Source organism: Arthrobacter sp. LT660, assembly GCF_056172845.1.
On record NZ_CM149651.1, the window covers coordinates 3,084,051 to 3,108,531 of the forward strand.

Sequence of the window (24,481 nt, forward strand, 5' to 3'; positions counted from 1 at the left end):
CATCGAAGCGGAGAAGGCCAACCATCCGATTGCCTGGTTGTGCCGAATCCTGAAAATTTCCCGTGCCTCGTTCTACCGGTGGCGCACCCCGGCAGGACCGTCACCGCGGTCCGTCCGCCACGAGGTCCTCGTGGCCGCGGTGACCGGTAAGTACGCCGATTGCGGCGGTAAGGCCGGCCGGGACCAGCTGGTCCGTCTACTCAACGAGGACGGCGTCAGCGTCTCTTCTGCCACGGTCGGGGCGATCATGCGCGAGCACGGCCTGCGCGCGGTACGGACGCGGGCGTGGAAGAAGACCACGGAGCAGGACCCGCAGGCAAAGACCGCCCATATCGAGAACCATATGCTCGACGAGGACGGGAAGCGGGACTTCACCTCCGAGGTGCCCGGGACCCGGTTGTGCGGGGATATCACGTACCTGAAAACCGGTGAGGGGTGGCTGTACCTGGCCACCGTGATTGATCTGTGCACCGGCATGGTGATCGGCTGGAACATGGACCAGCACATGCGTACCAGCCTGTGCACGAGTGCGCTGGCGATGGCCCGCGACCACGGATACCTGCACCCGAACGGAGCGATTTTCCACTCCGACCGAGGCACGCAGTACACCTCTTCCGAGTTCCAAGCCTGGTGCGCCGGTAACGGTGTCACACAGTCGATGGGCAAGGTCGGGATGTGTTGGGACAATGCGGTCGCGGAGAACTTCTGTCAATGGCCAATAGTTTGTGCCCATGGGCGGCCAGCAGAAATGCCCGCTGGTGGCCATGAAAACTGCCCACTCATGGCCACCAGATCTGCCCACCTGATGTTCGGTGGCGTTGGCCATGTTGGGGTCGGGGTTTAGTTCATTGGCGTGACTCCTTTTCCGGCCAAGGCCTGGCTGAGTCGGATTGAATCTCCTGATGTCTGGCAGACGTGGGCGTGGTGCAGCAGCCGGTCCACGGTTGCCGTTGCCAGGGTTTTAGGCATGAGCTCGTCAAAGCCGGCAGGATGCAAGTTTGAGGACACCGCGATAGACCGTTTCTCATAAGCGGCGTCGACGAGACGGTAGAGTCCCTCCGCCGCGTCAACGCCGACCGGCAAGAGGCCTATGTCATCGACCACCACCAGATCTGCGCGCAGGATCCGGGCGACGACTTTGGTGACGCTGTCATCGGAACGGTGGGCGCGCATGAGAGCGCCGAGGTCCTCGAGGCGGAACCAAGCGACCCGCAGTCCGGCTTCGACGGCCTGCTGCCCGAGGGCTTCGAGGAAGAATGTCTTGCCCGTGCCGGAGGGGCCGCAGATCACGACGTTCTCCTTCCTTCCGATCCATTCCAGCGTCCGCAGCGCCTGCTGCGTCGGCGTGGGGATCGAGGATGCGGCGGGGTCCCAGGTGTCGAAGGTTTTCCCGGTCGGGAAGCCCGCGGCCTTGCGCCTGGCGGCAAGCATGGAGCGGGATCGACCGGCGACTTCCTCGACGAACAGGGCCTTGACGACCTCGGCCGGTTCCCAGCGCTGGGCGCGGGCAGTCGCGATCAGCTCCGGCGCCAAAGCCCGCGCGTGGGGCATCTTCAGCTGCCGCATCAGCGCCTCCAGCTCCGCCGGCAAGGCCGGTGCGGTGACCGGGACCGGACTCATGCGCTTTCCTCCAGAACGGCGGCGGCCTCGGCGGTTGCGGGTGGCTGGCCGATGGCTGCCCACCCTGCGGTGCCTTGGGTGAGTGACTGGGTTTCCCTGGCGGCATGGGTGGTGGTGCGTGAACCCGCTGCGTTCAGGATCGAGGTGAGGTCCTTGTTCGCGAAGCGGCCATGGATGGCCGCGGTTCCCAACGCGTGATCGACTTCGGACTGCCCGGCGATCTTGGCCAGGGCGACGGCTTCGGCCATCTTCACGTTCATCCGTGCCGTCCCGGCGGCTGCGGCCTCGAGCAGCCAGGTCCGGGCGCCGTCCCCGATCGCGAGGAACTCCGCCTCCGCGGCCGTCCGGGCCTTCGCTGTGTAGTCGCCAGGGATCCTGGGCCGGTGGTCCGGGAAGTGGGCGTCGTTGATCGCCGGGCTGCCGGGCCGGGCGCGCCGGTGCCGGGCGACTTCCACCGGGCCCTGGCTGCCGTGGTGGACGACGATGACTGAGTATGACAACCTCATTTGGCCCCACTGTGATGCTTTGATTTGGCCCCACTCCCGGGTGTGTGGTCGCTGATCGCCGGGGTGGTGGGGATGATGCTCGGCCGTGAGCTCGCCCCGCACGAGCGCTCCGTGATCGCCACCGCCCTGACAGACCTGGACCCGGACCTGACCTCCCCGCCGCTTCTGGGCGACGTCATCGCCCACATCACCGCCCGGCCGGCATCCCTGCGGGCGGTCACCCTGACCCACGACAACGACGCCGACTACGACGCCCGCGTCCGGGAGGTCCTCGACGCGCTGATCTCCCTGGGCCCGTCGGGGATGTACGGGACGATGTTCTCCGAGCCGACCTCCGAGCACATCGAGGTCGGCCGTCCGGCCGTGTTCGACATCTCCGGGGTCAACGAGAACGACCACGTGCTCATGGCCGCGGTGCAGTCCCTGTGCTGGAATCTCGGCTCCGCGACCGTCTCGGCGGAGGCGTACCTGGCCGCCGACGAGGGACGGCAACGGAAGACCTACCTGCTGGTCATGGACGAGCTCTGGCGCATCCTGCGGGCCTCGGCCGACATGGTGCACTTCATCGACGCCATCACCCGCCTCAACAGGGGCCGGATGATGGCCCAGGTGATGGTCACCCACACCATGAACGACCTCAAACTGGCCGAACCGCACCTGACGGCCACCGCCTGGGGGTTCGTGGAACGCTCCGCCATGGTGTTCCTCGGCGGGCTGGCCGAGGGCGAGATGGGCAATCTGCGGGAGGTGTTCGGCCTCTCCCGCGCCGAGGTCTCCCAACTCTCGGACTGGATCGCCGAGGCCCCGGTGGACGCCTGGACCGGCAAAGCCGGCTTGCGCCCCGGGGCGGGGAACTTCCTGCTCAAGACCGGCAAGGAGGCCGGGGTGCCCCTGCACGTTCAGCTCACCGACCTGGAGATCGACAACACCAACACCAACCGCGACTGGGACATGGTGCAGTGATGCTCGGAGACCCCCGCCCCGGCCGGCGCACCCAGCCGGCCTCGGCCGAGACCGGCTGGGTGCTAGCCGCCGGAGTCCTCACCGCCGTCCTCGGCGGGGCGCTGCTCTGGACGGTCGGGGCCTGGCTCGACCCCGCGACCCGCACCCACACCGCCGGCGGCCCGGTGGAGCTGCTGCTCGGCCAGGCCACCGGAAACGTACCGGTCGGTGGCGTGCAGCTGGCCGTGTTCGGTCTCGGCCTGGTGGTGCTGCTGGTGGTCGCGGCCGCCTTCGTCGTGGTGGTGCGCCGCACCCAGAAGACCCGGACCCGCATCGACCATCTAGCGCCGAAGATGGCCAAGGCCCGCGAGTTCGACGCCCTCACCGAGCCCCACGCCGCCCGGGATGCCGAGCGGCTCCGGGCCCTCGCCGCCGGGCCGGGGGTGCCGCTGGCCAAGCTGGTCAACAACGGCAAGCGGCTTTACGCCTCCTGGGAATGGGTGCAGATCTGGCTCATGGGACCCCGGGCGGGCAAGACCACCAGTGTGTGCGTCCCCCAGGTCCTGGAGACCAAGGGGCCCGTCGTGGCCACCTCGAACAAGCGCGACCTCGTGGACCTGACCCGCGGGCCCCGGTCCCGGACCGGGGTGGTGTGGGTCCACGACGTGCAGGGCATCATCGGGGAAGAACCCACCTGGTGGTGGAACCCGCTGTCCTTCATCACGGGGATGGAGCGGGCCGAGGCCCTGGCGGACATCTTCGTGTCCTCGGCCACCAGTGCCGGGGCCACCCAGGACGCCTACTTCGAGTCCGACGGCCGCCGGCTGCTGGCCATGCTCTTCTACGCGGCATCGGTGGGGGGCAGGCCCATCACCGACGTGTTCGTCTGGGCCCAGGCCCCCGACGACAAGACCCCGCGGGACCTGTTGCTTGAGCATGGGCAGACGGCGGTGGCCGCCTCGCTGGCCAAGATCCAGCAGCTGACCCCGAAGCAGCGCGACGGCGTGTATGGGACCATGCGCCCCTGGGTCAACGTGCTGTCCTATGACCGGGTGGTGCCGTGGGTGCGGGACACCGGAGTGCTCGGCCGCGCCGAGTTCGACCCGAAACGCTTCGCGGCCTCCACCGACACCCTGTACCTGATCTCCAAGGAAGGTGCCGGGTCCACCCGGGCCATCGCCGGGGCCCTGGCGGTGGCGGTGCTGACCGAGGCCGAACAGATCGCCGCTCTGAACCCCGGCGGGCGGCTCTCCCCGCCGATGACCGGGGTCCTCGATGAGGTCGCCAACGTCGTGCGCTGGCGTCAGCTGCCGGACGTGTACTCGCACTACGGCTCCCGCGGGATCGTGCTGTCCTCCTTCTTCCAGGGCTGGGACCAGGGCCTGGAGGCTTTCGGCGAGAAGGGCATGAAGAAGCTCTGGAGTGCGGCGAACATCCGGGTCGCCGGGTCGGGCTTGTCGGACTCCGCGTTCCTGCCGTTTTTGTCCCAGCTCATCGGGGACCACGACGTCATCCGCCGCACCTCTTCCACCCAGAAGGGCGGCCGGTCCGTGTCCACCGCCATCCAGCGCGAACGCCTCCTGGACGTGGGCGACCTCGCCGCCCTGCCCCGCGGCCGTGCCGTGCTGTCGACATCCGGTCTGCCGCCGGCGCTGGTGGAGCTGGAGCACTACAGCACCCAGCCCTACGGGCCCGACGTGACCGCCTCCAAGGACTACTACGAACAACTGGCCGCCCGAAACGCCGCCCAGCCATAGCAATACCACCTACAGCGGTCTTCAGTGGCTTCTAGATCTAAACCGCGTGAGGCGCCTTACGTGTCGAAGTCGATCTCGATGCGAAAGACATCGGCCCTGAGCCACGAGACGGTGAGTTCCACTGGACGGCTATTCTGGGCAACGGCATCGGTTCGTGAGCGGATGGAGATGACCGGCGGGCGACCGCTGAGGCCGAGATGCTCGGCGACTTCCGGTGTCGCTGGATCGATAGCGACCCCGAACCATCCTCGTACGGGCTGGAGTCTGTAGTGATCAGCCAGCACGTCGTGCAGCGATGCGGACGGCTCGAGAACTTGGGGCAAGTCAGGGACCAGGTGCGTATCGAGGAAGGTTTCGGCGAATCCGACCAGTTCATCGTCGATGTACCGGTCACGTGAGATCACCAGCACCTGCTGCCTCGCGCCGATGTTCATCCGGCGGCGGACCTCGGGTGGCGGGTATTCGAGGCGCCAGCCCGTGGTGCGCACCTCGGGGGTGAGCCCGGCGCTACGAACACTCTGACTCCACGACGGCGGATGATGTCGACTGATCGTGTAATCGACTCGTCGGGAGACGTATGTTCCGCTTCCCTGTCGCCGACGAACAAGGTAGCGCCTCTCCAGCTCAGCCAGTGCTGCCCGCGCGGTGAGTCGGCTGACCCCGAGCTGACCGGCAAGCTCGTCTTCTGACGGCAGGCGAGTCCCCACGGGCTGGTCAGCGATCTGCTCAGCGAGGGAGTCCGCGGCGGCCAGGTACAACGGGGTGCGAGAGGCAGGCTTCTTCGTCTTGCTGTGATCGATAGGACCGATCATAGGGCAGTAGGCGTTCCAGCAGATCCCACGCCACACGGGCGGTTGACGGCTCCGTGTGGTTCATGCCCTGCAAGGGCCTGCAGTATGGCAGTGGCGGCGTGCTCCTCAATTTTGAGACGAGTCGCGGCCACGGCAGATCCCAGGTGTGGCGTGAACAGCGTGCGGTCCTGCATCGCCAACAGCTCGGCGGAGATGGCAGCGAGCCGGTCCGGTCGGGACAGGTCCTCGAACTCGAAAACGTCAGCCGCGAAGCCACCGAGCTGTCCGGCGCGTAGGAGCTCGATCACCGCGGATTCGTCGACGACGGAGCCGCGGCCGACGTTGACGAGTAGCGCCCCCGGTCGTATTGACTCGAGCCGATTCCGGTCGAGCAAGTGGACTGTCTCCGCCGACAGTGGGGCGCAGACCACAACGGCGTCGCTGCGCTCCAGCAGGTCGGACAGGTCCGCACGCCGGATGTCGAGTAGTGCTTCATCGGCCGCCGATAGCGGTTCAGGGTCGAAGTAGAGCAACTCGGGTGCGAATCCCCGCAACATCCGTGCAACAGCCCGGCCGAGGTTGCCTGCCCCTACGATGCCGATCGTCGATCCTACGAGGGTCCTCCCGTAGAGCGTCGGCCGCCACCCGGCGAAATTCGAGCGCACCCGGCGGTCCCCGGCGGTGATGTTCCGCGCGAGCCCGATGAGCAGTCCGACCGCCAGTTCTGCGGTGGGCTCGGTCAGGAGGTCCTCGACCCTGGTCAGCCAGATGCCTCGCTCTGTGCAAGCCTCGACGTCGATGTTGTCGTTCCCTTTGAGGGCTCCCGCGACCACCTTCAGGTTGGGGCATGAGTCGAGGAGCTCTGCATCGACCCGGTCGGGCATGAACACCATCAATCCTTCGGCCTCTGCTGCGCGGCGCCGCACCTCGGAGGCCGGGAGACTGCTGTCGCTCTGGTTGGCGACAACTTCGCAGCTTTCGCTGAGCAATTCGAGGATCGGCGCATGCACGCGGTGCGTCAGTACGACCTTCGGACGTCGACTGTGTTGTTTCATTGGAACCTCTTTCGCAACGCTCCGCCGAGAGCGTCGACTACGGTCACGGTGGCCAGGATGACGAGCAGGATTGCGGCGACCTCGTCGTACTGGAGGGTTCGCAGGGCGGCGATGAGTTCGAAGCCGATGCCGCCGGCGCCGACGACCCCGACGACGACCGACGCTCGGAAATTGAACTCCCACCTGTAGACGGTGACGTCGGCCATCTGCGGCAGCACCTGGGGCAGGATGCCGTGGAGAATCACTTGGGCCGGGCCGGCTCCTGTCGCCCTGGCGGCCTCGACAGGGGCTTCGGCAGCGTGCTCAATCGCTTCGGCGAAGAACTTTCCCACCATGCCGGCAGAATGGATCCCCAATGCCAAAGCCCCTGGCAGCGCGCCGAAGCCGACGGCGGCGACGAATACGATCGCCATGATCAGTTCGGGCACTGATCGCAGCACGTTCAGGATGAGCCGCGCGACCCAGTAGATCGCCGGGTGCGGTGAGGTGTTGCGTGCTCCGAGCAATGCGAGAGGGACGGAGAGCAGCACAGCCAGTGCTGTGGCCGCGATGCTCATTGTCATCGAGTCGAGCAGGGGCCCCCACCAGCTGTTCAGATGGGTGAAGTCCGGCACCCACATCTCGCTGAGCAGGTCGGCAATGTCGGCGAGGCCTGTGACCATGCGGTTGGCGTCGAGCAGACCCACGGCCCAGGCACTCAGGATCACCGCGACGAGGATCAAGCCCGTGATGGAGAACGAGCGCCTCCAGCCGGATTGTGCCTGGTCGGTGATTCGCTGGTATTCCTGCTCTCTGCGATCCTCGCGCGGCACGCTGACCGCGGGGCTGCTCACTGGTAATCCTCGAGATCGATGTCGAGCAGCGGAGCGAGGTCGCGAACCTGATCGTAGTCCGAATCGGCAACCTCTGCGAAGCCGGCGGCTCCGAATGGTTCGAGCACCTCGGGATCGTCGAGTTCCAGGAACGCCGCCCGCAGCTTCTCCTTCAGGTCCTCGGGCAGATTGGACTGCATCGTCCAGGGGTAGTTGGCATAGGGATCCGATTCCTGGACTTTCACGACAGTCTCGGAGTCGATGAGCCCCTCCTCGACCATGCGCTCATAGATGGGCAAGCTCATGCCCCCCGCGTCCGCATTGGCGTTCTGCACTGCCAAGGCCACAGCATCATGGGAGCCGACGTGCTGTTCCTCGTAGTCACCCTGGTCTACTCGGAGGTCCGCCTCTTCGGCGAGCATGGCCTTGGGAATGAGGTGACTGGACGTGCTGGCCTGGTCTCCCCACGCAACGGTCTTGCCGGCGACATCCGCGAGGTCCTCGATGCCGGAATCCGCGTTGGCGATGAACACTGCCTGGTATGTCGGGTCCTCACCCTCGACTTCCTGCAGGGCGGCGAAGGGCTCGATGTCGGCCTTCTCCTGGGCGAGGACGTAGGACAGAGGGCCGAAGTAGCCGAGGTCGATGCGGCCGCGGGCCATCGCCTCGATCATCGAGGAGTATTCGGTCGTCACCACGAGCTCGACGTCAAGCCCGAGTTCCTTTTCGAGGTGCTCCTTGAGGGGCTCATTGTTCTTGATCACCTCCGACGCGTTCTCGTCGGGAAGCAGCGCAACGCGGAGGGTTTCCGGGGCGGTGGTTGCCTCTGAACTGGCACCACAACCGGAGAGGACGAAGGTGAAGGCAGTCGTTACAGCGATCGCGGCAGTCGCCAAGCGGGTGGGTCTAGGCATGGGAATTCACTCCTGTTTCAGCAGTTCGGAAGGTGGTCGATCTCGGGGGTGGCGGTCGAGGTTATTGAGTCCTGAGCGTTTGCTAGTCAGCAGAAGTCGGCAGCGAAACGGTCTGTGCCGACAGTGGAAGGGCATCGGCCTGCTCGTCGGCGGGCACGCCGCCGTAAATCACCAGCAAATCCTCATCGGTGACCCCGGCTGCAGGGCCGTCGTAGACGATTTCCCCGTGTGCCAGGCCGACGATGCGGTCGGCGTGCTCGAGCGCGAGGTCGACCTGGTGGAGGCTGGCAACCAGGGTGATGCCGCTCTCCTGACAGACTCGGCGCAGCAGCTCCATCACGCGACGCGCAGAGTTGGGATCGAGGCTGGCGACCGGCTCATCGGCAAGGATCAGGTCCGGTTGCTGCGCGAGCGCTCGAGCGATGCCTACTCGCTGCTGCATGCCACCGCTCAGGTTGTCTACCCGGGTCAGGGCCTTGTCCAGCAGTCCGACGCGTTCGAGCGCTTCGAGCGCGATGCGCTGGTCGCCGCGACTGGAGGGCAGGATGCTCTGCCAGAAGCTGTGATAACCGACCCGGCCGAGGAGCACGTTGTGCAAGGCCGAGAAGCGTGGGATCAGCTGGTGGTGTTGGAATACCATCCCCGTGCGGCGGCGGTGTCGACGCAATTCGCGGCGGGAGTCGAGTGACGCCGTCCCGTCAACCCGCACGGAGCCGGTGGTGGGTTTGACGAGCAGGTTCATGCATCGCAGCAAGGTCGACTTGCCGGCACCCGACGGGCCGAGCAGCACGGTGACTTTTCCGCGCTCGATCGACAGATCGGTTCGGGCCAATGCTTGAACGCCGCCTTCGTAAGTCTTGCTGACATCGACGAGCTCTATCATGAAAGTCCTCTATACGAGTGCGCTGTACGAGTGAAAGCGTATAGAGGACTTGTGAACTCCGGGCGCTGTGGGAGACAACGGTTTGTGAACCCCGATGAAACAGCCCGTTCACCCACAGCAGTTAAGGCGGCGTACACATCCAGGCAAGAAGCAAATGTCAGGCTGATCAGCCATGACACCCTTTACCCCGGACGGCGCAGTGAGCGATCTGGTGATCGGCCATGCCTCCGCCGTGCTGCCGGACGTGGTCATCGAGGACGCCAGGCTAGTCGTGCGTGGTGGCCGGATTGCGCACGTCGGGCCGCATCCTCCCGGGGCCTCCTGTGACCTCGATGTTCGCGGGGCATACCTGCTGCCGGGCCTCATCGACGTCCACAGCGACATGTTGTCGCGCGAGATGAGGCCCCGGCCGGGAGTCGTCCTCGATCCGAGTCTTGCCATTGCATCGGCTGGTGCGCGCCTTCGAGCTGCGGGGACCACCACGGTCCTCCACGGGCTGGCGTTCCAGGAGCGATCGATTGTAGGGACCGCCATTGACTCTCCTGCCGCGTCCGAGCTTTCGGAAGCCCTCGCTTGCACGGACGACAGGCAAGTCGACCACCAGGTCCTGCATCGGCTCGACGTACGCTGCGAATACGGCCGCGAACTGCTCGAGAAGGAACTTGAGCCGCGAGCCGAGCTCTTATCCCGTCCTGCTGACCGCTCCGGAAGCCCGGCGCCTGAGGGCCGGGGCGCAGGTGTGCCGGTCGTGTCATATGAAGACCACACGCCCGGACAGGGGCAATTCGCAGATCCGATGACGATGCAGCGCTGGCTCGTGCTGAACGAGGGAATGTCGCAGGATGACGCCGCCGACCACGTCGAATGGTGGCGCAGCAGCCGCGAGAAACGACAGGGCGTGCGGGATCGCGTGCTTGCATGGCTGGAAAGCCTTGCCCGGAAGGGCCTGATCCGGCTCTTCGGTCATGACTTGGCGACGCGGGACGACGTCGAAGCGGCGGCCGCGCTCGGATGTTCGGTGGCAGAGTTCCCGACGACGTTAGAAGCGGCGCGCGCCGCCCGAGACCAGGGAATGCTCGTCATCGCTGGAGCGCCGAACGTCGTTCGGGGTAGGTCCCACACGGGAAATGTTTCTGCGGCTGAGCTTGTATCTGCTGGCCTGGTGGATGGGCTCGCGAGCGACTACATTCCAACGTCGCTGCTGCCGAGTGTGGTGCGGCTGGTGAGCCAGAGAATCGCGACACTCCCAGAAGCCGTGCGTCTCGTCACCTCGGGACCGGCCGCGTGCGTCGGTCTCGACGACCGCGGCACCCTCACAGAGGGAACGGTCGCCGACCTGGTACTCGTCGATTTCAGCAAGACGTGGCCCTCGGCGATCACGATGAGAGCCGCCACTGCTGCTGAAGTGTGAACACGTCCGACGTGTGGCTTAGCTCGAGACCGTGTTGACCGAGATCGGTTTGGTGGAGATCCAGGCGTCGCGGAACCGTGACGGGCCGCTCACACCGGTGATCGTGCCCGAGCGCAAACACCACTTGGAGGGGATCGACCAGATCGTGAGCCGAGCGCCCCAGGCCTGGAGAATCAAAGAATGACTTGGATCCTCTCCGGGCCCTCGCCGAACCCCCGCTCGATGGTCGATTACAGTTCGTAACGCTCTAAGTCGATCTTGCAACTTTGATAGCTTCGGCGGATGAATCCTGTTCGTTCGACGATCTGCACCTGCATTCTCGACCTCACCAGTGCGCGGGTCGGCCCGACCGTCGTCGACCCCGGCTGCCTGTGGCACGGGGTGGAAATCGGGGACCACGTACCGACGTGGCTGTGGCCGACTGAAGAGTCGCATTAGTCGGGCGTTTGCAAGCAACAGGAGCTCCGGCATCAGCTTTTCCCGACCCATTGACCGGTTGCATTCGTTGCGAGCCGGGCGCCAGGACCAGGAGTTCGGGGTCGGCGCGGACAGGGCACGCTCACCGCTGGCCGTGCCCCAACACCTACACGCCCCGAACGGCGCGAGTGGCAGGCCATGACGGCGTCTGCTGCCATCGGTGCGCCAGGAACCAGCGGGATGCCCCCGTCCTTCAGGGTGGCCCATGGGGACGGCACACTGATCAAGGGGCTCGACTGAGAACGTCCTAAAAGCTCCTTCCCTTCTGTTCGCTTAGCGGCTGCTTCGCTAGAACCACCCCTGGGGGGCGGGGGTGGCCTCCCACTGCGCTGGGACTGCTGAGTATGACAACCTCATTTGGCCCCACTGTGATGCTTTGATTTGGCCCCACTCCCGGGTGTGTGGTCTTGCTCGCCGTGCGTCGTTGACGGCGGCGGTTTAGCGGGGTCGGGTTTAGAACGGGGGGCCAAGGACTGGTGGTCCGGGCTCGCCTGGTGGTAGTCGCTTCCGCAAGCGAGTCAGGAGCTCTATGGCCGAGTCCAGAAGATCCGAGGCGTGTTCGCGTCTGCTGGGCTCGATGGTTTCGATGACCTCGCCGATCTCATCCAACAGACGATAGGCGTCGTCCAGGCGGACCATGGCGTAGCCGGTCCATTCGTCATCCGCGGTGGTGGCGATGGTGGTGTCGTGGGCTGGTGCTGCCGGCCCGGTGTGCGTGGTGTCCATGATCGGTCCACCTTCCTTGCATTGATCGGGTTCTTCCTTGGGAACGGGTGCTCAGGTGGTGGCGGCTCCACTCCTGGCCCGGGTGGTGCGCAGCCGGTAGGAGTTGGTGCCGGTGTTGATGATGTGGGCGTTGAACGTCAGCCGGTCCACGACGGCCGCGGCCAGTCGGGGATCGGTGAAGGTCTGGCCCCACTCGCTGAACGACGAGTTGGATGCCGTGGCGATGGAGGCTCGTTCCTCTCGTTCGGTGATGATCTGGAAGAGCAGCTCGGCCCCGCGGGCGTCGAGGCTGACGTAGCCCAGCTCGTCCAGGCACAACAGGTCCAGACGGGCGTAGCGGCCCACCACCCGGGAGAGCTGTTTGTTGTCGGCGGCTTCGGTGAGCTCGTTGACCAGCGCCGCGGTGCTCACGTATTTCACCCGCCGGCCCTGCTCGGCGGCGGCGGTGCCGAGGCCGATCAGCAGGTGGGTCTTGCCGGTGCCGGAGTCCCCGAGCAACACCAGCGGCTCGCCGGCGTCGATCCAGGCCCCGGTGGCCAGCTGCGCCAGGCGTGCCGGCGGCAGGTCCTCGATCGCCTCGGTGTCGAAGTCGGCCAGGTGCTTGGTCCTGGGGAACCTGGCCTCCTTGATCCTCCGGATCCGGCGGCGGGCCTCGCGGTCGTCGCACTCGGCGGATAGCACCTCGGCCAGGTAGGCCTTGTGGGTCAGCCTCTCCCGGGCCGCGGCCTGGGCCAGCGGGGCGGCCTGGGTGCGGATGGTGGGCATGAACAGGGTCCGGCAGGCCGTGGCGATCGCGGCATCGGCGGCCTGATCACCCAGCCCGGTCACGGTCGGCGTCGGCGCCGGCGGCATGGACGGTCCGGTCAGCGTCGTGGGCTTGGAACCGGTGGTGGCGTTCATGCTCGCACCCCCGCCGAGGCCAGCTCGTCGTAGGCGGCCAACACCGGCACGGGCCGGTGAAAACCGGCCGTTGCCGCCGCGGCGTGGGCGGGGACCATCACCGTCGGCACCGCAGCGGCGGTTGCCGCCTGCCTGACCCGGCGGGCCTCGACGGCGACCAAGTCCGCGTCGAAACGGGACATCTCGATGGCGGCGGCCATCCCGACGGCGATATCGGCGGCTGGCAGGGTACGGTGCAGCAACAGCACCCCGATCAACGCCCGAGTCCCGGGCCCGTCGCCGAGCTGGGTCCGGGCGGCGTCCCAGTAGCGTTGGTGGGCCTTGGTGAACACCCCGGACTTGCGGGCGGCGGCCAGGGCGGTGGCCCCGGCCAGCGCCCCGGGCTTGCGGCAGAGCACCTCCAGGTAATGATCCAGCACCAGGTCCTCGGTGAGCTTGTGCAGCGAGCGGGTGTGCACGGCCACCACCGCCCCGTCGGCGACGGCCGTCACGGTGCTCGCGCCCAGGCGGACCTGGACCCGGCGGCCAGCGTAGCGGGCTGGAACCGAGTAGTAGGACTGGCGCACGCAGATCCGGGATCGGGCATCGACCCGGCACGAGAGGGTCTGGGCCGGATCGAACGGCCCCTCGACGGGCAGTGCCCGCAGCTCGGGGGCCTCGCGGGCCGCGGCCGCCCCGACGGTCTCGGTGCGCCCGGTGATCCTCCGCCCGTCGTCGGCGGCATCCGCGGCGGCCATGAACGCGTTGAGTTCGGCCAGGGTGGCGAAGTCGGGCACCGGGACTAGATGGCGGCGCCGGAACCGGCCGACCTCGCCCTCGACCCCGCCCTTCTCGTGGGCGCCCTCGATGCCGGGGATGCAGAAGAAACTGTCGTAGCCATAGTGGGAGCGCAGGGCGATGAACCGGGGATTTTCCGCCCGTTCCCGGCCCAGCAGCACCCTGGTGACCGCCGGGGTCAGGTTGTCGTAGCGGATCATCCCGGTCGGAACCCCGCCGAGGCGTTCGAAGGCCTGGACATGACCGTCCAAAAAGGACTCCTGGGCCTGGTTCGCGTAGGCGATGTGCACGGCTTTACCCGAGTGCGACAGGCGCAGGATGAACATCCACAGCCTCACCACCACCCCGCCGATCATCGCGTTGAACTCCCCGAAGTCGACCTCCGCCTCCTGCCCCGGGGCGTGGGTCTGCGGGACCTTGACCTGCACCGACTGGTCGAAGATCTCCCGGCGCAGCTCACCGACCATCGCCCGCACACTTGACTCCGCCACCTCGACCCCCTCCTCCTCGAGCAGGCGCTGGAACACCCGCCGGGCGGTATGGCGCTGTTTGCGAGGGGCCTGCTTGTCAGCGACCAGCCAGCCGCGCACCGTGGCCACGTGCGGACCCAGCACCGGGGCGACCCGGTCCGGGGCCTTGCGCGCTGGCGGCGTCGCATCGGCCAACGCCTGACGCACCGTGCGACGGTGGACTTTGTGCTTCACCGCCAGTGCGCGGATCGACATCTCTTCATCCCTGTGGTCTCGCCGGATATTCTCGAACTGCTCCACTCTCGACAACTCCTTCATCAGTCCCTGCCTCTTCGTGATCGCCTTGCCAGACGATCCGAACAGTAGGGGAGGTAGGTCGAGGGTGGGGCCAAATCAGAGCATCAAAACCGCTCCAGGTGGGGCCATTTCAGAGTGTCATACTCAGATGACCTGTTCATCGGGTCCGGCGCCGTGGGATCGGACGAACACCCCCGCGCCGAGCAGATACGCCGGGACGGAGTACTGACCGTTCTCGAAGGTGACCATCGGCGTGTTCTCCGGGACGGACCGGGAGAGGCCGAACGCGACCGTGTGCGCGGTGTCCGGGATGCGGTGCAACCGTGGCGCTTCCTCGGTCAGCATCGCGGCGGGTTTTCGGCGGGTAGCGCGGTGCTCACGGTGGTTGACCTCATCCATGAAGCCCTGGCACGCCGCCTCGATCTCGGCGAAGGAAGCGTATTCGGGGCGCAGGTTGGTGTCCTTGGGCACGATGTCGGCCTTGGCGAGTTTCACCGAGGACTCCACGCCGCCCTTGGACGCGGGATCAGCCGGCTGGCAGGTCAGGACCGTCACGCCGTAATGGCGGGCGAACTCGACCGTCTGCTGGTTACGGACAGGGACCCCGGCGACGTGGGAAACGGTGACCGTTTTCTCGTTGTCGGTGAGGACGTAGGTTGGGGCGCCGCCCACGACACGGAACGTGCGGTCCAGCGCCGCGAACACACTCGGCGCCGTCCGGTCCCGCAGGACGATCACGACCCGGAACCGGGACCACGCCAGCCATGCCACGAACAACACGGTCTTCTTGCCCTCGATCACTGGGCCGTCGCCGAAATCGTACTGGATCCACTGACCAGGTTCGGTCACCCAGGGGCGGTGCACCCGGACGTGGCCGAGCCGCCAGGCGGCGCGGACCTGCGCGACTGCCCGGCGGGTCGAGCGTTCCGAACCCTCGTAACCGAGGGCACGGAGTTTCTCGTGGGCTTTATCGGCTCGGATCTTGCCCTTGGAAGCCTCGATCCATTCCTCGATCTTGGGCAGGAACGCATCAGTGACCCGGCCCCGGTAGGCCGGCTCGGCGATCGGCTGACCGGCGTCCCGGGCAGCGACGTGCCGGGCGACCGTGTGGTGCGAGCAGCCGGTGAGTTCCGCGGCGGCGCGCAACGAACCCGTCAGATCATACGCAGCAAGTATTTCCATGATTTCTCCGTCAAACTTCATTAGGGCCTCTTCCCGGGCGACTTTGGTGCGACTAGACACCGTTATCAAACCCCGGGAAGAGGCTCCCGCCGCTTAAGCAGCAGGGCTACGTCAAAGAAGTGGGCAGATCTCACGGCCACCAACGGGCAGTTTCCATGGCCGTCAGTGGGCAGTTCCGTGGCCGCCTATGGGCAGTTTTTCATGGCCGCTAACAAACTTCTTCTCGCATTTGAAAACCGAGTACTACCACCACCACAGCTTCGCCAGCAGGCTGGCCGCCAGGACCGGCGTCATGGAGTACATCGAGTCCTGGTACAACCGGAAACGCCCTAACGCAAGAGCCGGCCACCGGTCACCAGCGGCAGCTCTAACTGCCCATCAAGCCCCCGGCCAGGAACTCCTCGCCGCGTAACCCAGAAACAACCGAACTGTCTCAAAAACTTGACGTACGCATTGTTCTCGTTGCGGAGCAGGTAACTTTCGAGGGCCAGCAGCTGTGGATGCGGGGTGCCGTTATCGTCGGAGATGAGAATTCGAAGAAGCCGGGGTGCAACGCAAATGGTGCAGTAGTTTCCTTGGAGTGGTCGTTGGTCGTTGCCGCACCCGGCACATTGGCCCAGGTCGAATTGGTTCGCGCAGTGAGGGCAGACGGGTCCCTCTTGGCGGAGGTAGGGGGCGATGCGGTATTCCCCGCAGCGGGAGCAGATGCGGGGGCGTTTGCGCAGTGACTGGTAGCAACGCATGCACAGTGGCGTGTCTTCCCTCCGTGTCATGGTGGGGCGGATTTCGCCGCAATGTGAGCATGCCGTGGAGGGGGAGGTGTAGCATCCCTTGCAGACCGGCCCGGAGGTGCTTCGGACGACAGGGATTCCGGGTCTTGCGCAGATGCTGCAGATTTCCCGGCTGCGGGGATCCCGTCGCCAACAAGGCGCGCAATAGGGTTTGCCATCGATCATTCGGTGACCGCCGCGGCGCACCTGATGGCAGGAGGCGCAATCCGGGGTGGTGGCGGGACGGTTGCACGATCCGCATCGCTTCCCTCCCTGACCGTCCCGGTGTGGAAGGTTCTTGGCCAGCCCGCAGGAGGAACAGCGGGGCAGCTGGATGTTTTCGAAGCCTCGCGCGCGCAGGTCCTTGATCAGGCGGTACGCCGTCGGGGAGACATCGGAGCGGCCCGAGGTGAGCAAGTCGGGTTTTAATGCCAGTTCGCGGGCGAAGCGGGTGCGGGCCTTCGCCCCGCCCGCCAGGAGAGCAGCCGAGGCAATGACCGAATCGGGCAACTCCGGCGCCTCTTTCCTGCACGCGTGGACAATCTGGGCAAGGGCCACGTCGGGGTCCACCGGCGGAGAATTCATGCGCCCTGCGGGGCCGGTGGCGGGCGGTGGATCCTGGCAGGCTTCGGCCGCAGGTTTCCGATGGAACCACGGGTCGGTTCACCGGCGACGGCAACGGATCTCTCCTCCACGACACGGACCTCGATCAGGTCCGAGACCGTGCAGTTCAGCGCGGCACACACCGCGCCGATGAAGCTCAGGTTCGCCCGCTCGGGTGTCTGGGTCACGAGCCTGAACACCTGTTCGCGGGAGAGGCTGACGCCGTACTCCTCGAGCAGGGGGATCAACTCGGTGGTCTTGAAGAGCCCCTGGTCCGCCATGATGCGGCGCAAGTTCCAGGTGGTCTCAACATGTTTGGTCATGTCAGCTCCAGGGTGTTGAAGCGGCCCAAGGCGTCCGCCAGGATTCGGTTCTTGTAGTCGCCGCTGACGGAGGTGTAGATAGCCGTCGTTGAGGAATGCTGGTGGCCGACCTGCTCTTGGACGAATCGATCGGCATAGCCGTATTCGATCAGATGCGTGACATAGGAATGGCGTAGGCAGTGCAGCGTCAGCGCGGGGTCGAGGCCGGCTTCGCGCCGCAGGGCGGTGAACCGCCGGTCAATGTACTCCAGGGAGACACGGGTTTTCCGTTCGGTGGGCCAGAGCGCCGGCAGGTCGCCGGGTGAGAACAGTGCCCTGCCTTCGTCGACCCATTGCCTCATGCCGTCTATCCACCATGACAGTTCCGGGACGAGCAAGACGGTCCGGCGTTTCGGCACGCTTCCCTTGCTCGCCTTGCCCCATCGAACATGCATGGCGGCGTACCGTTCCCACTCGGGGACACGGGCATTGCGGTGAAGGTCGTGGAGGTCCAGGCCCCGAAGTTCGGCCCGTCGCAGCCCGAAGGCATAGGCGGTCTTGAACATCTGAGCGTCCCGCAGTGCTGCCAGCGCGCCCTTCCGTCCTTCACGGATCGAGGATTCAACCCGTGAATCCGCATAGTCGAACAATGTCTGTATCTCATCGAATGTCAGTGCCCGCCGTGCCGGGCGCCCTTCGTAGTCCGCCACGTGTTTCGTCGTGTTCCATGGCAGGCAGATCTGGGAGGGCGTGTTCCCGAATTGGGACTCGCAGATCTCCACCCAGTCATAGTCGGGGCTGATCAGGTAGTTGCAGAAAACCTGCAGGATTCCTTGCCGTTGCCTGATGGTCGAAAGCGCAAGTCTCTTGGAACGCATGGAGCTGGTGTATTCCTCCAGGTCGGAGGCTTGCCACTGCCACGGGTAGGTCCCTGCATACTCGCCGAAGTTCCTGACGGTGGAGGTTCGGCTTTCTATGGTGGCGTCGGCCAGGCTTCGGCTTCGTTGCTGTTGCTCCCAGGAACCGAGCATGGATTCGTAGACCGCTTCATCGGGGTGAAGGGCCGCGGTCCCGGAATCGAGGGATAGCACGTTCCGGAGGTTGCTGACGTCCAAGAATTGTTGCATCTAATCGATGATTGTATGAATAGATGCAACAGCTGTCAATGGCCAATGCAACAGGTCAATGGTTAGGCTGAAGTCCCTGGCACTGCTTCCCGAGCACTTGGGCTATTGGCTACGGGTGAAAACGTATCCAGTTGCATTTAGTGCAACAGTCCATGCTTGAAGACGCTCGCCAAGTTCGCGAACCACATCGCTAAGAAGAACCCGAACATGGGCGGCGCCTGCTCGCTGGCCTCGCTGCCGGCGCGGGAGGTGGAGCGCATCCAGTCGCGCGTGCCGGTGACGGAGCTCTGGGGCGTGGGTGCGCGGACCGGCGCGCGGCTCAACGCGATCGGGGTGGACACCATCGGCGACCTGAGGGCCGCGGATCCGCTGGCCATCCGGAAGCGCTTTTCCGTGGTGCTGCAGCGCACCGTCCTGGAGCTCAACGGGACGCCCTGCATCCCCCACGCGGACGAGCGCGCCGACAAGCAGCAGATCATCTTTTCCCGCTCCTTCTCCACGCCGGTCACCAGCACCGAGGAGATGGACCAGGTCATGGCCGTCTACGCCCAGCGCGGGGCGGCCCGGCTGGCCGCCCAGGGACAGCGGGCCTCGGTGCTGACGGTGACCGCGGGGACCAGCCGCTTCGCCGCGGGAACCGCGTCCTTCCCGTCCGTCAGCGTTCCGCTGCCGGAACCCACGAACGATCCCATCGCCCTCACCCGCGCCGCGGTGGCCGCCATGCGCGGCCGGCTCGAGCCCGGCGCGTCCTACCTGCGCGCCGGCGTGATGTTCTCCGGGCTCTCGCGCGACGCCGCCGGCGGGGGGCAGGAGCTGCTGGACATCTTTGGCGCCGGGAACGGGGACAAGCACGTCGGCGACCTGCTCGGCAACGTCCGCGCCAAGTTCGGTGAGGCGGCGATCGGCTTGGGCCAGGGCGGGCTGGCGGCACCGGCGTCGTGGTCCATGAAAAGGGAGTTCTCCTCCCCGAAGTACACCACCGAGTGGGCCGACCTCCCCGTGGTGCGCGCCTGACGCATCCGACGCCGCCGCGGCCTGTGCAGGGGCCGCTATCCGGCATAGGCTGGGGCTGCAATGGGGGCACGTCTCTTGGGGAGCGAGCGCATGGATCACTATGGGGTATTGGGCGTCGCCAAGACGGCGACGACGGCCGAGGTCAACCGGGCCGCGCGCGAGGCGCTCTGGTCGGGGGACGCCAAGGACATCGACCGGCAGCGAAGAATCATGAACGCGTGGTTCACGCTGCGCAGCGCCAAGCGCCGCAAGGCCTACGAAGGGTGGCTGGCGGGGCACGACGGCGGGGAGCCGCGGCCGCTGCACCCCGCATAAGCGGGGCCCGACCGAAGGGTTCCCCAACTGTCGGTGCCGCGGCCTAGGCTCGTGGCGATGGCATCGGTGGAAACGTTGGGGGAGTAGCCCGTGGGCACAACAGGCGGAGCCCGGCAGTCCGTGTGGGTCAAGGCGCTCACGGGGTCGCTGGCGGTGCTGTTCGTCGGCGGCATCGTCTCGCAGGCCGCGGCGGATGCGCCGGAGGAATTGCCGACGGTGGAACCTTCCGCGCCGTCCACCGCGCCCGCGACGCCGACCGAGCCGGTGCCAGCGGCGGAGACCGAGCCGGCGCCAGCGGCGGAGTCGGCGCTGGCCGTGCTGGCGGGGCTGCCCGTCAAGGGGCGGGCCCCGAAGACGGACTATTCGCGGGAGCAGTTCGGGCAGGCGTGGCTGGACGTGGACCGGAACGGCTGCGACACGCGAAACGACATGCTCGGCGCCCAGCTGACCGACATCGTCTACACCAACCACGTGCCGTGCAAGGTGGAGACCGGCACGCTCGCCGACCCGTACACGGGCTCCACCCTCTGGTTCCAGCGCGGACAGGCGACGAGTTCCCAGGTGCAGATCGACCACATCGTCGCCCTGTCCGACGCCTGGCAGAAGGGTGCCCAGCAGCTGGACGGGGGACGGCGCGCGGCCCTGGCCAACGATCCCTTGAACCTACAGGCGACGGATGGCCCCACGAACGCCGCGAAGGGGGGCGCGGACGCGGCTTCGTGGCTGCCGCCGAACAAGTCGCACCGCTGCCTGTATGTTGCCCGGCAGGTCGGCGTCAAACACAAGTACGGGCTCTGGGTGACGTCCGCCGAACACGACGCGATCTCCCGGGTGCTGGCGAACTGCGAAGGGCAGCGCGTCCCGGCCGCGGCGTTCGCGGCCGTGGTTCCGGGGCCCCCGCCCCCGTCACCGCCACCGGGGCCGTCGGGCGTGCCCGAAGCCGAGACGGGCGTCTCCTTCGAAAACTGCGCTGCCGTTCGCGCGGCGGGCGCCGACCCGATCCGCATCGGCGACCCGGGATTCTCCACCAAGTTCGACGGCGACGGGGACGGCGTCGGGTGCGAATAGGACGGGTATCCGGCAAACGGTCCTGGGCCGGCGCGACCGCGCCGACGTAGCTCTCGGGCGTTGCCCGTGGTCGACCTCTTGGGATTTAGTAGGAAGTCCGAGTATATTCACTCTGGAAGATGGCGTGGGTCACACCCGGCCTTGATGCCGCTTCGACCACCACCGGCGCAAAGGAGCACTCCACCATGGTTCGCGAGCTAACGCACTACATTGACGGACAGCATGCCGAAGGCGCCTCCGGACGCTTCGGCGACGTCTACGATCCGTGCACCGGCCAGGTCCAGGCGAGGGTGCCGCTTGCCACCGCCGAGGAAGTCCGCAACGCCGTTTCCAATGCGGAAAAGGGCCAGATTGACTGGGCCGCCATGAACCCGCAGCGCCGCGGCCGGATCCTGCTCAGGTTCGTCGACCTGGTCAACCAGAACATCGACGAGCTCGCCACGCTGCTGTCGTCTGAGCACGGTAAGACGTTCCCCGACGCGAAGGGGGACATCCAGCGGGGGATCGAGGTCGTCGAGTTCGCCGCGGGCGCCCCGCACCTGCTCAAGGGCGAGTTCTCGGACAGTGCCGGGACCGGCGTCGACGTCCACTCCCTGCGCCAGCCCCTCGGCGTCGTCGCCGGGATCACGCCCTTCAACTTCCCCGCCATGATCCCGCTGTGGAAGGCCGGCCCGGCGCTCGCCGCGGGCAACTCCTTCATTCTCAAGCCGTCCGAGCGTGACCCCTCCGTGCCGCTGCGGCTCGCGGAGCTCTTCACGGAGGCGGGGCTGCCCGCGGGCGTCTTCAACGTCGTCAACGGCGACAAGGAAGCGGTCGACGCGTTGTTGGAGGATCCGCGCGTCCAAGCCGTCGGCTTCGTGGGGTCCACGCCCATTGCGCAGTACATCTACGCCACCGCGGCCGCCAACGGCAAGCGCGCCCAGTGCTTCGGCGGCGCCAAGAACCACATGGTGATCATGCCGGACGCGGACCTGGACATGGCGGCGGACGCCCTCATGGGCGCGGGGTTCGGGTCCGCCGGTGAACGCTGCATGGCGATCTCGGTGGCGGTGCCGGTCGGCAAGGCCACCGGCGACGCGCTCGTGGCCAAGCTTCAGGAGCGGGTCGCCGGGCTGAAGGTCGGGCACAGCCTGGCCGAGGACTCCGACTTCGGCCCGGTCGTCGCGGCGTCGGCCAAGGAACGCATCGAGGGCTACATCCAGGCCGGCGTCGACGCGGGCGCCACGCTGCTGACCGACGGCCGTGGCCTCGAGGTTGACGGCTACGCGGACGGGTTCTGGGTGGGCCCCACCCTCTTCGACAACGTCACCGAGGACATGTCGATCTACCGCGAGGAGATCTTCGGGCCGGTGCTGAGCGTGCTACGGGCGGAAAACTACGACGAGGCCCTGCGCCTGTGCAGCGAGCACGAGTTCGGCAACGGCGTGGCCATCTTCACCCGCGACGGAGACTCCGCCCGCGACTTCGCCAGCCGCGTCCAGGTGGGCATGGTCGGCATCAACGTCCCGATTCCGGTGCCGATCGCCTACTACACGTTCGGCGGTTGGAAGGCCTCCGGGTTCGGGGACCTCAACCAGCACGGGGCGGACGCCTTCCGCTTCTACACGAAGACCAAGACCGTCACCACCCGCTGGCCCTCGGGCATCCGCACGGGCGCCAGCTTCGTGATGCCGGAAGGCAGCTGATGACGGCGGACCGGGCGGAGGTTCCGGCGGCGGATGTCCCGGCGCCGGAAGTATTGTTCGAACGCCGCGGCCGGCTGGGCATTGTCACGCTCAACCGGCCCCGTGCGGTGAACGCGCTGACCGCCGACATGGCGGCGGCGATGCTGGATCAACTCACGCGCTGGGCGGGGGACGACGCCGTGGCCACCGTCCTCGTGCGCGGCGCCGGCGACCGGGGTCTTTGCGCCGGCGGCGACATCGTCGCCATCTACCGGGACATGCTCGACGGGGGCGACGCCACGGCCGCGTTCTGGGCCGTGGAGTACCGGCTCAATGCCCTGATCGCCGCCTATCCCAAGCCGTATGTGGCGTTCATGGACGGGCTGGTGCTCGGCGGCGGGGTGGGCGTCTCCGCCCACGGCTCGGTCCGGGTCGTCACCGAGCGCACCCGCACGGGGATGCCGGAAACGACCATCGGCCTGGTGCCCGACGTCGGCGGCACCCTGTTGCTGTCCCGTTCGCCGGGGGAGTCCGGCACCCACGCGGCCCTCACCGGGGCGCACCTGAACGGTGCCGACGCCCTGTTTCTGGGCCTCGCGGACCATTTCGTTCCGTCCGCGAGCCTGGCGGAGCTCGCCGAGGCGCTGGAGACCGAGCCCGCGGACGCCGCGGTCGGCCGGTACGCCGGCAGTGCCCCGGCGTCGAACCTCGCGGGGCAGCGGGGATGGATCGACGCCTGCTATGCGAGCGACGACGTCGAGGAGATCCTGCGCCGGCTGCGGGCCTCCGGCGCGGAAACCGACGGGGCGTCCGCCGAAACCGCGGACACCATCGAAGCGAAGTCCCCGACCGCCGTGAAGGTGGCGCTGGAGTCGCTGCGCCGCGTCCGGGGACTGGGCCTCGAAGAGGCGCTGGAGCAGGAGTACCGCGTGGGCCTGCGGTTCCTCGCCGGTCCGGACTTCCGCGAGGGGATCCGCGCCCAGGTGGTGGACAAGGATCGCAACCCGCGCTGGCGGCCGGCCACGCTGGCCGACGTCGGACGCCACGACGTTGAACGGTACTTCGCACCGCTGGGCGACCGCGAACTCAAGCTTTCGAAGGAGCACGACCATGCCTGAACCAACGATCCCCGCGGCCAGCCCGAGCGGGGCCCAGGCCGGCGCCGTGGCCTTCCTGGGCCTCGGCCACATGGGAGGACCGATGGCCGTCAACCTGGTGGGGGCCGGCTACACCGTAAACGGCTTCGACGTGGTTCCCGCCGCGCTGGACGCCGCCCGGGCACACGGCATCGCCACCGCCGACACTGCGACGGCGGCCGTGGCGGGAGCCGGCGTCGTCATCACCATGCTGCCCAGCGGCAGGCACCTGCTCGATGCCTACCGCGGGACCGGGAGCGAGCCGGGCCTGCTGGCCAGCGCGGCACCGGGAACGCTTTTCCTGGACTGCTCCACGATCAACGTGGACGAAGCCCGGGAAGCCGCGGAACTGGCGCGCCACGCCGGCCACAGGGCCGTGGACGCCCCGGTCTCCGGAGGCGTCGTGGGCGCCGAGGCGGGAACCCTGACGTTCATGGTGGGGGCCCTTGCGGAGGACTTCGAAGCGGTCAGGCCGTTGCTCGAGGTGATGGGCCGGCGCGCGGTCCACTGCGGGGAACACGGGGCGGGACAGGCCGCCAAAATCTGCAACAACATGATCCTCGGCATTTCCATGATCGCGGTGAGCGAGGCCTTCGTGCTGGGCGAAAAGCTGGGCCTGACGCACCAGGCGCTCTTCGACGTCGCATCCGCCGCCTCGGGGCAGTGCTGGGCACTGACCACGAACTGCCCCGTGCCCGGTCCCGTGCCGGCAAGCCCCGCAAACCGCGACTACCAGCCCGGATTCGCGGGATCCCTCATGGCCAAAGACCTCAAGCTGGCGCTCAACGCGCTCGAAAGCACGGGCGTCGCGGCAAGGCTCGGTCCCTTGGCCCACGAGATCTACCAAGGCTTCGCCTCGAACGGCGGCGCCGGGCGGGACTTCTCCGGGATCATCACCGAAATCCGGACCAACTCGGAACACCCCCCGGCGTAGGGCGCCTCCCGACCGGGAAGTGAAGGGC

The 24,481-nt window shown here is 67.0% G+C and carries 22 protein-coding genes and 2 pseudogenes; 11 read left to right on the forward strand and 13 right to left on the reverse strand.

Going from position 1 to position 24,481, the window contains the following annotated elements:
• Nucleotide 1: 1 nt before the first annotated feature.
• A complete protein-coding gene (locus AC0QSG_RS14390) occupies nt 2–844 on the forward strand; it encodes an IS3 family transposase (protein ID WP_475377323.1) in 843 nt (280 codons plus the stop codon).
• Here the strand turns inward: AC0QSG_RS14390 and istB (AC0QSG_RS14395) are convergent.
• Together istB (AC0QSG_RS14395) and AC0QSG_RS14400 are read right to left on the reverse strand one after the other, a co-directional pair.
• Nucleotides 841–1,620: an IS21-like element helper ATPase IstB gene (istB, locus tag AC0QSG_RS14395; protein WP_435728490.1), complete on the reverse strand. Its 780-nt coding sequence runs from the start codon at nt 1,618–1,620 to the stop codon at nt 841–843. The two genes, AC0QSG_RS14390 and istB (AC0QSG_RS14395), sit on opposite strands and share 4 nt — an antisense overlap.
• Nucleotides 1,617–2,108 (reverse strand): annotated as a pseudogene (locus AC0QSG_RS14400) (IS21 family transposase); the annotation flags it as partial. The gene istB (AC0QSG_RS14395) and the pseudogene AC0QSG_RS14400, both read right to left, overlap by 4 nt.
• 42 nt (nt 2,109–2,150) lie before the next feature.
• On the opposite strand from AC0QSG_RS14400, the gene AC0QSG_RS14405 reads away from it, so the two are divergent.
• Both AC0QSG_RS14405 and AC0QSG_RS14410 read left to right on the forward strand, forming a co-directional pair.
• On the forward strand, nt 2,151–3,089 hold the full coding sequence (locus AC0QSG_RS14405; RefSeq protein WP_475375914.1) for a hypothetical protein: 939 nt from the start codon (nt 2,151–2,153) through the stop codon (nt 3,087–3,089).
• Nucleotides 3,089–4,825: a type IV secretory system conjugative DNA transfer family protein gene (locus tag AC0QSG_RS14410; RefSeq protein WP_068424480.1), complete on the forward strand. Its 1,737-nt coding sequence runs from the start codon at nt 3,089–3,091 to the stop codon at nt 4,823–4,825. Before AC0QSG_RS14405 ends, AC0QSG_RS14410 begins: the two co-directional genes overlap by 1 nt.
• Nucleotides 4,826–4,881: 56 nt before the next feature.
• Here the strand turns inward: AC0QSG_RS14410 and AC0QSG_RS14415 are convergent, their stop codons facing one another.
• The 5 genes from AC0QSG_RS14415 to phnC form a co-directional block, all read right to left on the reverse strand.
• Nucleotides 4,882–5,637, reverse strand: coding sequence for a GntR family transcriptional regulator (locus AC0QSG_RS14415; protein WP_245533279.1), 756 nt, complete (start codon nt 5,635–5,637; stop codon nt 4,882–4,884).
• Nucleotides 5,634–6,671 carry a phosphonate dehydrogenase gene (locus AC0QSG_RS14420; protein ID WP_475375258.1) on the reverse strand — a complete coding sequence of 346 codons (1,038 nt, stop codon included), beginning with the start codon at nt 6,669–6,671 and terminating at the stop codon, nt 5,634–5,636. Before AC0QSG_RS14420 ends, AC0QSG_RS14415 begins: the two co-directional genes overlap by 4 nt.
• Nucleotides 6,668–7,504: a phosphonate ABC transporter, permease protein PhnE gene (gene phnE, locus AC0QSG_RS14425; RefSeq protein WP_019481144.1), complete on the reverse strand. Its 837-nt coding sequence runs from the start codon at nt 7,502–7,504 to the stop codon at nt 6,668–6,670. The genes AC0QSG_RS14420 and phnE overlap by 4 nt, the downstream gene beginning before the upstream one ends.
• Entirely contained in the window at nt 7,501–8,397 is an 897-nt protein-coding gene (phnD, locus tag AC0QSG_RS14430) for a phosphate/phosphite/phosphonate ABC transporter substrate-binding protein (RefSeq protein ID WP_475375915.1), read from the reverse strand. Before phnD ends, phnE begins: the two co-directional genes overlap by 4 nt.
• 82 nt (nt 8,398–8,479) lie before the next feature.
• Nucleotides 8,480–9,280, reverse strand: coding sequence for a phosphonate ABC transporter ATP-binding protein (phnC, locus tag AC0QSG_RS14435; protein ID WP_475375916.1), 801 nt, complete (start codon nt 9,278–9,280; stop codon nt 8,480–8,482).
• Nucleotides 9,281–9,452: 172 nt separating this feature from the next.
• Here phnC and AC0QSG_RS14440 point away from each other — a divergent pair, with 172 nt between their 5' ends.
• On the forward strand, nt 9,453–10,691 hold the full coding sequence (locus AC0QSG_RS14440; RefSeq protein WP_019481141.1) for an alpha-D-ribose 1-methylphosphonate 5-triphosphate diphosphatase: 1,239 nt from the start codon (nt 9,453–9,455) through the stop codon (nt 10,689–10,691).
• Between the two features lie 930 nt (nt 10,692–11,621).
• Here the strand turns inward: AC0QSG_RS14440 and AC0QSG_RS14445 are convergent.
• The 4 genes and pseudogenes from AC0QSG_RS14445 to istA (AC0QSG_RS14460) form a co-directional block, all read right to left on the reverse strand.
• Nucleotides 11,622–11,894 carry a hypothetical protein gene (locus tag AC0QSG_RS14445; RefSeq protein WP_137826852.1) on the reverse strand — a complete coding sequence of 91 codons (273 nt, stop codon included), beginning with the start codon at nt 11,892–11,894 and terminating at the stop codon, nt 11,622–11,624.
• Between the two features lie 51 nt (nt 11,895–11,945).
• Entirely contained in the window at nt 11,946–12,746 is an 801-nt protein-coding gene (gene istB / locus AC0QSG_RS14450; RefSeq protein WP_212743367.1) for an IS21-like element helper ATPase IstB, read from the reverse strand.
• Nucleotides 12,747–12,790: 44 nt separating this feature from the next.
• Entirely contained in the window at nt 12,791–14,296 is a 1,506-nt protein-coding gene (gene istA / locus AC0QSG_RS14455) for an IS21 family transposase (RefSeq protein WP_475375917.1), read from the reverse strand.
• Nucleotides 14,297–14,485: 189 nt separating this feature from the next.
• Nucleotides 14,486–15,541: pseudogene (gene istA, locus AC0QSG_RS14460) on the reverse strand (IS21 family transposase); the annotation flags it as partial.
• Nucleotides 15,542–15,707: 166 nt separating this feature from the next.
• Here istA (AC0QSG_RS14460) and AC0QSG_RS14465 point away from each other — a divergent pair.
• Nucleotides 15,708–15,932, forward strand: a complete 225-nt coding sequence (locus tag AC0QSG_RS14465; protein ID WP_475375918.1) for an IS3 family transposase — start codon at nt 15,708–15,710, stop codon at nt 15,930–15,932.
• Between the two features lie 939 nt (nt 15,933–16,871).
• On the opposite strand, the gene AC0QSG_RS14470 is transcribed toward AC0QSG_RS14465, so the two are convergent.
• On the reverse strand, nt 16,872–17,216 hold the full coding sequence (locus tag AC0QSG_RS14470) for a helix-turn-helix domain-containing protein (RefSeq protein WP_475375919.1): 345 nt from the start codon (nt 17,214–17,216) through the stop codon (nt 16,872–16,874).
• Nucleotides 17,213–18,322 (reverse strand): tyrosine-type recombinase/integrase, encoded by a 1,110-nt coding sequence (locus AC0QSG_RS14475; RefSeq protein ID WP_302263506.1) that lies wholly within the window; start codon nt 18,320–18,322, stop codon nt 17,213–17,215. Before AC0QSG_RS14475 ends, AC0QSG_RS14470 begins: the two co-directional genes overlap by 4 nt.
• 156 nt (nt 18,323–18,478) lie before the next feature.
• On the opposite strand from AC0QSG_RS14475, the gene AC0QSG_RS14480 reads away from it, so the two are divergent.
• The 6 genes from AC0QSG_RS14480 (at nt 18,479) to mmsB (ending at nt 24,453) form a co-directional block, all read left to right on the forward strand.
• A complete protein-coding gene (locus AC0QSG_RS14480; RefSeq protein WP_475375920.1) occupies nt 18,479–19,336 on the forward strand; it encodes a DinB/UmuC family translesion DNA polymerase in 858 nt (285 codons plus the stop codon).
• Between the two features lie 90 nt (nt 19,337–19,426).
• A complete protein-coding gene (locus AC0QSG_RS14485) occupies nt 19,427–19,651 on the forward strand; it encodes a hypothetical protein (RefSeq protein WP_475375921.1) in 225 nt (74 codons plus the stop codon).
• 90 nt (nt 19,652–19,741) lie between these two features.
• Nucleotides 19,742–20,719 (forward strand): GmrSD restriction endonuclease domain-containing protein, encoded by a 978-nt coding sequence (locus tag AC0QSG_RS14490; RefSeq protein WP_475375922.1) that lies wholly within the window; start codon nt 19,742–19,744, stop codon nt 20,717–20,719.
• Nucleotides 20,720–20,904: 185 nt separating this feature from the next.
• Nucleotides 20,905–22,404, forward strand: coding sequence for a CoA-acylating methylmalonate-semialdehyde dehydrogenase (locus AC0QSG_RS14495; RefSeq protein ID WP_475375923.1), 1,500 nt, complete (start codon nt 20,905–20,907; stop codon nt 22,402–22,404).
• Nucleotides 22,404–23,501 carry an enoyl-CoA hydratase/isomerase family protein gene (locus AC0QSG_RS14500; protein WP_475375924.1) on the forward strand — a complete coding sequence of 366 codons (1,098 nt, stop codon included), beginning with the start codon at nt 22,404–22,406 and terminating at the stop codon, nt 23,499–23,501. Before AC0QSG_RS14495 ends, AC0QSG_RS14500 begins: the two co-directional genes overlap by 1 nt.
• Entirely contained in the window at nt 23,494–24,453 is a 960-nt protein-coding gene (gene mmsB / locus AC0QSG_RS14505) for a 3-hydroxyisobutyrate dehydrogenase (RefSeq protein ID WP_475375925.1), read from the forward strand. Before AC0QSG_RS14500 ends, mmsB begins: the two co-directional genes overlap by 8 nt.
• Nucleotides 24,454–24,481: the final 28 nt, after the last annotated feature.